The sequence below is a fragment of the Bacillus sp. S/N-304-OC-R1 genome (genome assembly GCF_019749375.1).
Taxonomy (GTDB): domain Bacteria; phylum Bacillota; class Bacilli; order Bacillales; family Cytobacillaceae; genus Cytobacillus.
Genome location: NZ_JACWFE010000021.1, coordinates 143,673 through 151,601, shown reverse-complemented (window position 1 = coordinate 151,601; position 7,929 = coordinate 143,673). Strand labels below are relative to the sequence as shown.

At 38.3% G+C, this 7,929-nt stretch carries 5 protein-coding genes; 1 reads left to right on the top strand and 4 read right to left on the bottom strand.

Annotation, left to right across the window (positions count from 1 at the left end; translation table 11 throughout):
• Positions 1 to 247: 247 nt before the first annotated feature.
• Positions 248 to 1,507 carry a hypothetical protein gene (locus tag H0173_RS16755; RefSeq protein ID WP_221847659.1) on the top strand — a complete coding sequence of 420 codons (1,260 nt, stop codon included), beginning with the start codon at positions 248 to 250 and terminating at the stop codon, positions 1,505 to 1,507.
• An 84-nt stretch (positions 1,508 to 1,591) separates the two neighbouring features.
• Here H0173_RS16755 and H0173_RS16750 read toward each other — a convergent pair whose 3' ends face one another.
• The 4 genes from H0173_RS16750 to H0173_RS16735 form a co-directional block, all read right to left on the bottom strand.
• Positions 1,592 to 2,860, bottom strand: coding sequence for an erythromycin esterase family protein (locus H0173_RS16750; RefSeq protein WP_221847658.1), 1,269 nt, complete (start codon positions 2,858 to 2,860; stop codon positions 1,592 to 1,594).
• 216 nt (positions 2,861 to 3,076) lie between these two features.
• On the bottom strand, positions 3,077 to 4,255 hold the full coding sequence (locus H0173_RS16745; protein WP_221847657.1) for a hypothetical protein: 1,179 nt from the start codon (positions 4,253 to 4,255) through the stop codon (positions 3,077 to 3,079).
• A 149-nt stretch (positions 4,256 to 4,404) separates the two neighbouring features.
• Positions 4,405 to 4,953, bottom strand: a complete 549-nt coding sequence (locus tag H0173_RS16740; RefSeq protein ID WP_221847656.1) for a signal peptidase I — start codon at positions 4,951 to 4,953, stop codon at positions 4,405 to 4,407.
• A 235-nt stretch (positions 4,954 to 5,188) separates the two neighbouring features.
• Positions 5,189 to 7,744 carry an Ig-like domain-containing protein gene (locus H0173_RS16735; RefSeq protein WP_221847655.1) on the bottom strand — a complete coding sequence of 852 codons (2,556 nt, stop codon included), beginning with the start codon at positions 7,742 to 7,744 and terminating at the stop codon, positions 5,189 to 5,191.
• Positions 7,745 to 7,929: the final 185 nt, after the last annotated feature.

The window sequence follows — 7,929 nt, the reverse complement described above, 5'->3', positions numbered from 1 at the left end:
TTTAATCTGTCTACCTAATGGGGAGCATATCATTCTCCTGCAGGGCTTTTTTATTTATGTAGTTGAATTGTTCTTAATAAGAAACGAAATAACTTGTTTATTTCTTTATAAAGAATTATAATAGGGTAAATTGTTCTTTAATAAGGATTTAGGTGTTTCTAAAATATTTTGACTTAGGTGGTGAGTTGATAAGTGGTTTACTGAATCTCAAATTGTAGAAATATATTTTAATAGGGGGAAGGTTCGGTTGAAAAAGAAAATCGGTCTGAGTCTGTTTGCAGTATTGGTTATTGCAATTGCAATTATGGGGACAGTTGCCTATTTTTCCAAGAGCTTCACTAGTGAGGATAACATCGCAGCGGCAGCCATCTTTGATGTAGATGTGGTGAATAAGGATGGGAAAACCATTGGCAATGCAGAGTTTAATTTAGGTGACAAGCTCTACCCCGGTATGAAGCCGATTGAGGCCTATAGCTTCATAATTAATAAAAACAACACAGAGGTTCCGGTTGAATATAAGGTTCAATTAACGCCGAGCGGTAACTTATTCCCTGAAGCTGGAGGTTCTCCAATTGCAATTTCTTTGAAAAAAGAGGTTGGCGGAGTATGGGTTGATGTGGACTATTCTACATCATTCAAGCCTTCAAATGATAACGAGCAATTCAAGATTTTAGTTGATTGGCCGCATGGTGACAATGATATTGATTTTCAAGGCAAAACAGGCAGTATTAAATTAGAGGTTGTTGCTACACAAGTGGATGGGGACGAGGAGCCTGGAGAAACAGACCCTGGTAATCCTAATGAGATTCAAGGTGTGGTAGTCAATACGGTCGAAGGGGAAGAAGCTTCGGAAGGAAAATCTGAGATTGTCGTGTTTGACTTTGGCGAAGGGAAGCCAAGCGGAGGAAATTCCGGCTGGAACTTCAGTTATAATGATGGAGCGGGAGTGGATGCGATTATTCGCCAAACCATTTATGACTACCTTCCACCAGAGGAGAATAGATTCGACGGTGTTCGTTTAGCTAAAAACCTAGTTGATAATATTAATGAAAGCAGAATTGCTGCATGGATGAACTTTAAAGCTGCTTGGGATCTTAGAAATGAAGGTTCAAAAGTGATCTTCACTTCAAAAGAGAAGAAAGATTATAATGTAAAGATTACTATTTCATATTCAAATCAAGGACATCCAAACATTCCTGAAAATCAAATTAACGAACAAGATGGTTCTCCAGCCCACCCAGGTGTTAAGCAAGTCAGCACTCTAACTATCCATGGAACCGTCCATAAAGATGGGCCACATGCTGTATCATTCTCCGATGGAACTGAAAACATGACAAAAACTATTAACCTAGTAAAAGCTGACACGCCAGCATCTATCGCTGCAAAAATTGCCAACGAGTTTGGTGATTTACAAGGATGGAATGTAAAGAATTCAGAGGGATCTGCAGATGTCGTGTTTACGGCGAAAGCAGCTGCAGCCAATAAAGAAATCGCGATTACATTCTAAGATTTCTGTGTACACCTCCGCAAAGGTGTACACATTTCTTTTTGAAAAAAGGCAAGAGTCCTGAACATGGTTGACTGTCCTCAACTATAAGGATATAATCCCAATCCCCCGTCCAATTTCCAGCGGATTCACAGCATTCGAACTATTTATATAAACAAACGCATCATACCGCTCCGACATTCTAGACGGCACGTAATTCCCATATTGTTCATGCAACGGACTATAAACCACCCCAATTGCACGGTGAACAATCGTTTGGTTAAAAATTTGCCTATTTTCATCATTAAACAAAATAATTTTATCCTTTGGTCCGGCCTTGTACATCAAATCCTCCCAGCTGCCAACTTTAGCAGGCGGGCTCATCATTTTTTTAAAATTATCGCCCCAGCGGTCAGCGGCAATGACAGATCCCCGATGTGTTCCAAATCCAATAATAAACAGCCTTTCTTCTCCCTCTTGCTCCCTAAGCAGCTGTCCAACATTTATAATTCCTTCATTGGCCATGTCAGTGGCACGTGCATCGCCAACATGGGTGTTATGCTCCCAAACAATTCCTTTAGCCTGATTTCCAAAGAAGACCATGATTCTATTTAAAACCTCGACCATATGATGGTCACGGATATTCCATGATTCATTGTCATTGACAATCATTGTCCGATAGTAATTCTCAGCATTTGCGGTAATGAGTGCATTGATCTCCAAGTTTAAGCCGCTTTCCTCGTGGTCGGGAAATGTATATTTTTTTAAAGAAATCTCCTTTAAAAGCTGGATGGCCTCTTCATAGCAATCCTCGCTGTAAAAAGTGGCGGACACCCCATATTTTTCGCCTTGACGATTAAATGGTTCAAAGCATGCAAAGGTTTTGCGTGCAGCTTCAAGTTCAGGGGAGTTCGTTTTCTGCAAAAACTTAATCATCTCATCCATCGATTCCCATAGGCTGTAAAGATCAATCCCGTAAAAGCCCACCATTTTCTCCCGGGGCTGTGTTCCATTATATGCTTTTAGCCACTCGATCAAATCAATCATTTCCTCATTTGCCCACATCCAAGTAGGCCAGCGGTTAAAGGATTGTAACACTTCTCTGGCGTTTGAATGTGTTCTGTCCCAGCCTTTAATATACTGATTCACCTGTTGGCAGGCAGGCCAATCACCTTCAACCGCAATAAAGGTAAATCCCTTTTCTTCAATCAGTCTTTTGGTAAGCTCAGTCCTAATTTTATAAAACTCAGACGTCCCATGAGATGATTCCCCAAGTAAGACATATTTTTGATTATTAATCTCGTTTAATAGAATGCCTAAATCATTTAATGGATGAGCATGCATTTGAATTGCCTGTACTAGTTTTTCTTCCATTAGTATCCCTCGTTTATAAAATGCTATCGGTTATTGTTTCCTAAAAGTTTTGTTCTATTACATGGGGAAGTTATGTGGAGGGGAGTAAATCTATCTGGAAATAAATACAAATAAGGAACGGTGTACCTGTCCCTGTGTCCCACTTGGAAAAATAAAAATGCCTCGAGAGAAAACAGGAGGCATTAAAGGGGGAATACTTTAGTTTCTTTATAATTTTTACTGAAAATTAATGTTCAATTTGACTTCCAATCTTTGTGATGGGTCGGATGATACATTTACAGGTAGCTTAAAGAACTCACTCCAAATGGAATAACTTCCTGGTTTTTTCCAATCATTAAAGACAAATGGCCGAACATCCCATTTTAGGTCAACTTGATGCTCTTGATTAGCAGAATCTACGATTGTTGCCTGTTTTGGCAAGGCTGCTAGAAAATCGTTCATCTTAATATTTGCCGGAACAGTTAAGTCTTCTAAAGGTTTGATTTCTTTTAGCGTTAGTTCTGACTTAAGAACTATTTTAACATAGTTAGGTTTATTGGTAATGACAAGTGGATTTGAATCTGGATTATAAATAGTTTCCTTATAAGCTTCCCCAAGCTGAATTTCCTTTACGCTCATACCAGCAGGTGTATCAAAATGAATCGTATATTCTCCAACAGGAATCTCATTCATTTTGTAAACATGCTTTTGTCCACCTGGTGTTGTCCCAACTGTATATTCTCTTCTTGTATTTTTATTTTTTAATTTAAAGTTTGTGATATTAGTAAAATCAATGAAGTTAGAAGAGGAGGTGCTATCTTTGTATAAAGTAATCTGTGCAGTGCTTCTTACTGCGTTCGGATCTTCAGGTTCAGGCTGTGGCTCACCCTGCTCTTCTTCAGCATCAATTTGAGTAGCAACTACTTCTAATTTAATATTGCCTGTCTTTCCTTGAAAGGCAATATCATTGTTACCATGCGGCCATTCAACTGAAATTCTAAAGCTCTCTGCGGTTGCTTCCGGTTTAAATTCACTATTGTAGTCGATGTCAGTCCAGTTTCCATTCATATTTCTTTGCATTGTTAATTTGATCGGAGTGGAACCGTCTGCAGGGAATAAATCTCCGCTCGGGCTTAAGTTAACTTTATATTGAACAGGTACTTCCGTATTATTTTTGTTAATGCTGAAGCTGTACACTTCGGCTGGCTTCATTCCCGGATACAGTTTTTCGTCTAAATCAAACTGTGCATCTCCAATGACTTTCCCTTGTGCATTGACAGCCTCCACTTCGAAGCTCGCTGCTGTTGCTCTATTGCTATCACTCTTAAAGCTTTTTGAAAAATAAGCTACTGTTCCCATCATTGCGATTGCTACAAACAAAACGGCAAATAAGCTAATGCCAATTTTCTTTTTCACTAATATCTTTCCCTTCTTATTTAGGTGTAACTTCAGGCTAAACCAATCTGAAAATGTTATATGGTAATTAGATTCACCTCCGTAAGAGATTTTTTATAAAATCCATAGACATAACATAATGAAGATATAGAGGGAGAGTTTTAACATAATTAGGAAATGGAACTGTCCCTATAATCCTCTTTTCTTGCAGAATAAGTTTTCTTGCTGTGGCCTATGGTTATTAAAATAAGGAAAAGAATTGCTGCTGCCGTTAGACCGAGGGGACTTTTAATAAAATTTGTGATATAGCCGATTTTTGGTAAATAAAAACGAACAGTACCGATTACTTGATTAGCTGGAACTAGATGTTCATCTGCAATATTATTGGCATCCCCTTTTGTTTGGAAAAAAATCGAACCATCTTGAACAGATAAGTCAATAATTCTATGAGTCACAAGCGTTTTTTCGTTATTTCGGTAGGTGATGACATCATTCACGTTCAGGTCTTCAGGAGCTGTTGTTTTCACTGCAACAAGATCTCCAGGTTTTAAGTGGGGTTCCATGCTACCTGTTAATACAGTCATAACTTTATAGCCCAATATAGTGGGTAGCTGATTTGGGTTCTTTTTGGTTTGATAGACGGAATATATAGAGGAAATACTTAACAAAATTAAGAAAGCTACCACGATATTGCTTGTCCAACGAATCAACTTTTTCATCTTTTTTGTACACCGCCTTCTACCTAGTTGTTCTTTTTAAAGAACGAATTATGTTTATTATAATTCGCTATATAAAATAAAACAAGAACAAATTGTTCTTATTAAGAAACGATGCGGAATTAAAAAAGGAATTTGCTCATCATAAACAAATCCCACATAACGCTATCGAGTTATTCTATCCCTATGCCCCAAATCAGAATATAAAAGGGACAGTGTACCTGTCCCTGTGTCCCGCTTATCGTGTAACTGTAACTGTCGTGTTAGCCTTAATTGTATTAAAGGCAGCGTCTCGTATTGTTGCATTAGATGTTGTTTCGATTGTAATGTTCCCATTTTCAAAGGACATTCCTTTTTCAGGCTGAATGAGTAATTCGCTTTGCTTGGAGCTGCTTTTAATTGTGTAGTACTGGGGTGAAATGGGTTGGTTATCCATAGTAATTGTAAAATCGGAGTTTCCGCCTTCAAGGAAAATAGATTCTGAGAAGGTTAATTTAATATTTTTATTATCTAAAGAAGCTCTAATTAACTCTGGCTGAGTATTGTCGCTGAGCGTAATCACTGCTGAATAAGTTGTCATAGCGTTATCAGCTAAGTCCTTTACTCCGCTTGCACTCACTCGATATTTATTAGTCGTTTTAATTGTCCCTTCCGGAAGAAGGATTGTCACTTCTCTTTGATTTGAGCTTATTGATAATACCGAATTAGAGGGAATCGGATGGCCTTCTAAGTAGTAATTGGCTGCTGATGTGGCTGAGTCTGTTTTCACAGGCTCGCTAAATAAAGCGATAAATTGTCCATTTGTTGAAGATTCATAAAATGCCACCTCAGGCTTTTCTTGATCAAATTTTTTCATAACAGAAGTAGTGAAAGCCCTGTTATTATTTTGGGAAATAGTATTATCCTTGACAGCACCTTCTGCCACTGAAATATTTAGCACCCCATCCGGCAGACTCTTTGCATCAATGATCATCTTATCATCAGTATTCGATTTGGCCGCTACCTGAAGAGACTTATTATTTTGGTCCGTTATTTTTATTTTACTGACGGTTGGTAATCCTGATTTTAAGTTTTTATTAAAGGTGAAATGAATTTCATTTTTATTTCTGTCGTAAACCGCCTGAACAAATTGTGGCGGCGTTAAATCCTTGTTGATTGTAACAGCGCGTTCGTATGTTTTGCCCGTATTCCCTTTAAGGTCCTTATAATCCTTAATCTGAACATTTAATCTGACAGAAATTTCATTTGCTCCATAAGCAGAAGCAGGCAGTTCTATATCAAATTTTGTTTTACTGCCATCTGAACTGTCCTTTATAGCTGCTGGTTTAATTGTTGTATTTCCCTTCTTAATGGAGAGGTGGCTGGCTGTAAAGCTTGATAGGGTTTCGCTAAACTCAACAGTGATTGTTTTTTCATCTTTTACTTGTAAAGCTTTCACTTCTGGAGGAATGGTATCAGCTGCCGGATTGTATAGGAAGGTGCTTCTGTACGTATTCATAATGTTTGGGTTATAAATGACTAGGTCACGAGCTCCTGTAATTTCAATGGAGTAGGTTCTTCCTTTGCGCAGCCCAATCCGATCCACCTCTGATTTAGGGATAACCACCAAATCAGTATCGCTGTACAGGGAATTGTATTTCACAGCTTTTCCATCAATTGTGATAGAAAGTGGTGAATTAGCAGCTATGAGTTCAGAAAAACTAACCTCGACATTTCCGCTAGTATGCGTTTTAACTGATGTTACAGTTGGTTTGATTGTGTCATTGAAGGTAAACTTTACGATGTAATCTGAATTTCCTAGTGATTCATAATTGGCGGTTTGGATATTTCTTTTGACTGTAACGTAGTAAACAGTATTTGTATAAAGCGGTTCGTACAATTCGATGATAGCAGACTTTTTATCTTGCGAGAGTGTGACGCTTTTGATGGATTGGGCGGTTACATCATAGTTAGATGCATTTTCGGCACTGTTTGACCCCGTACCAGCTAACATGGCTTTGTTAAATTCAACTTTAATCCGTTTTGGTTCGACGGCTACAATTTTGTTTACAATAGAGATAATTCCAGGTGAAAGAGCATTTAGCCGGTCTGTTAATGTTTTTTTCATAATCGGGTTTTCGACATATGGTAAATAGGTTCGTGCAGTTTGCAGATGTCGTTCTGTTTTAGAAAAATTGGAATCAGACTTTGCCTTTTGAGCAAGATCCAGCTCCATTTTTACAGAAACGGCATACACCACACTATTCCTGACATTCTCCGCCGATTGCTTGTAATGGGACCTGATAAGATCACGAGTTGATTTTCCGTATACACGATCTAGAAGGATCGCTTGCTTACGAATTTCTTTCGATAGCTCATGGAATGCTTTCTCAGTATCATCGTTGATAAGGTTTAAATTCAATTGCTTTACTAGAGCCTGCTGCTTCACTCGAATCTTTTCTCCTGCTGTAATGGCATCAATATAATACATAGCCCGCGTAATATGGAGATTAACATGCTCATCAAGCTCAGCTAAATATCTGTTTTTCTGTGCTGTAGGAAGTGTAGTCACTGCTTGGACGGCTTTGTCATAGGCTCCTTTTGCGTTATTGTAAGCAACCCATGGCCGTGTTTTTCCGTCAGCGCTTCCTTCAATTGAAATGGCCCATTTTAGAATCGTTCCAGCTTCCTTTGCTACATTCACCAGTTTTTCAGCCTCACTAACAGAAGCAGCCTCAGCTGGGGCTGCTGTAACAAAAGCTGAAGCAGCCAATACAGAAGCGCTCAAAACCTGAATCTTTTTCCTTTTTACCATTCCTTCGCCTCCTAAATTCCAAATCATTTAATTTATGGTAATCGATACAATGTAAATATATTCCTATTTTAAGAGATTATTTGGCAATGATAAATAGATAAAATGACATGAGATTGGGCGGAAGTAACAGGTATTTTGATGCGATTTTGAAGGTGTTTGTAATTAAACAAACGTTTGATTAAAAA